This window comes from Dietzia sp. SYD-A1 (genome assembly GCF_015356725.1).
Taxonomy (GTDB): Bacteria; Actinomycetota; Actinomycetes; order Mycobacteriales; family Mycobacteriaceae; genus Dietzia.
Genome location: NZ_JADDKI010000488.1, coordinates 1 through 1703, shown reverse-complemented (window position 1 = coordinate 1703; position 1703 = coordinate 1). Strand labels below are relative to the sequence as shown.

Here is a 1703-nt window from a genome sequence, read left to right as displayed (position 1 = left end):
GCCCAGCACCCCGCCGGCTCGGCCGGTGCCGACCATTCGGCCGGCTCGGCCGGTGCCGCCGGTTCCTCCGAGGTCCCCGGGGTATAGCCGATCCGGGGGTCAGTCCCGATCCGCGACGAGCCTCCCGAGTTCGGCAAGCGACACCGTCCCGCGGTCGAAGTAGGCCGAGTGCACACCCCGGCTCGACCCCGGCCCGGACCCGGGTTCGGTGACGTCCACCCTGAGCCCGCCGAAGTCCTCCGTCCCCGGCCGCTCGCCCAGCACCCCGATGGTCGACCACCACGGCACCGGATCCCACCGCGAGGCCACACCCACCACGTCGCGCTCCTCGGCTCGGCGCGCGGTCCCACCCTCGTCGACCCACTGCTGAGCGACCGAGTCGACGGTTGCGCCGGGGCTGCCCACGTGGATCATCCGGTCCGCGGCCAGACCACTCGGATCCGCCGCCGCCGCACCCAGGACCGCGGATCCGTAGCTGTAGCCCACCGCCGCGTGCGGGGAGTCCACGCCGTCCATCCTCTCGACGGCATCCAGGCCGGCGGCGAAGGTCCTCAGGTCATGGGCATGCGCACGCGCGGGCGCTGCCGACAACCCCGCTTCGCTGACCTTCTCCGGGGCGTCGTATCCCTGCCACGACACAGAGACACACGACCCGGTGTTCGGGACCGCGCCCTCGTCACACATCGCTCTCGCGCGCTCGGCCGTGCGATCAATCGACTGGATCGACGAGCCCGTGCCGGGGATGAGCGTCACCACGGTGTCCGCACCGTCGGGGTCCCCGCTCGCCACCACCGCCCGACCGTCCCGATGGAGCGCGAGCAGGTGCCGGCCTGGGTCCTCGGCGAGGTGGTCGCCCAGCGCGACGAGCCCGGGAGTCGCCCCCGCCTCCGTGAGCCTGCGGAGCCGCGTCCGGTTGATCGCGTCCCGGGTCGCGGAGGACAACCCGGCCACCGAACCCAGATCCGGGTGGTCCCGCGCGAGTCGTTCCCTCTCCGCCGGCCCGAGAGAGTGCCACAACCCGGCCACGACGCGAGGATCATCGTCGGTCGTCCCGGACAGATCGAGGCAGGCCACCGTCGCGGCATCCGTGTATCCGGCGAGCGAGTCGGCCGCGTCGCGCAACCGGACCGACAGGGCCAGGTCGGCGTCGATGACCTCCGTGTCGTCTCCCCCACCCGGGCGCACCTGCTCGTCGTCCGCCCACGCGATCAGCGCCCTCGCCAGCCTCGAACCCTCCACCCGCAGCACGTCCGCCAGGTAGAGACAGGCCCCGGAGAGCATCCTGGCCTCGGCGGCCGCATCTCCGACGCGAGCACGCGCACGCGCTCCAGCGTGACCGGACCAACCAGCCGAACCACCGGGTCCCTCACGCGCGCCCGCTGCGGAAGCGGGACCCCCTGCGGAATCGGAAGCCCTGGCAGCGCCGGAGCCCCCTCCGAGCCTGCGGGCCACGGAGTCCAGGTCCGCGGCTGTCTCCGCGGTCTCCCGCCCCACCGACGCGGCGGTGGACTCGGCGTGGTCCAGAGCGATGACCAGCGCCTCAACCCGCTGCGCCGGAGACACCTCGGGCCACCTCCTCATCGGCTCCGACCAGGAGATCCGCCGCCCTCTCCATGTTCTCAGCGATCCGGCCGGTCTCCTGGACCTCGTCCCGCGCCCGGCGCAGCAGCAACGCCGCACACTCCGCCAGCGCCGCCCCGCTG

At 73.6% G+C, this 1703-nt stretch carries 1 protein-coding gene; it reads right to left on the bottom strand.

The window, feature by feature from the left end:
* Positions 1 to 99: 99 nt before the first annotated feature.
* On the bottom strand, positions 100 to 1563 hold the full coding sequence (locus IY392_RS15950; protein ID WP_309234201.1) for an alpha/beta hydrolase: 1464 nt from the start codon (positions 1561 to 1563) through the stop codon (positions 100 to 102).
* Positions 1564 to 1703 lie beyond the last annotated feature (140 nt).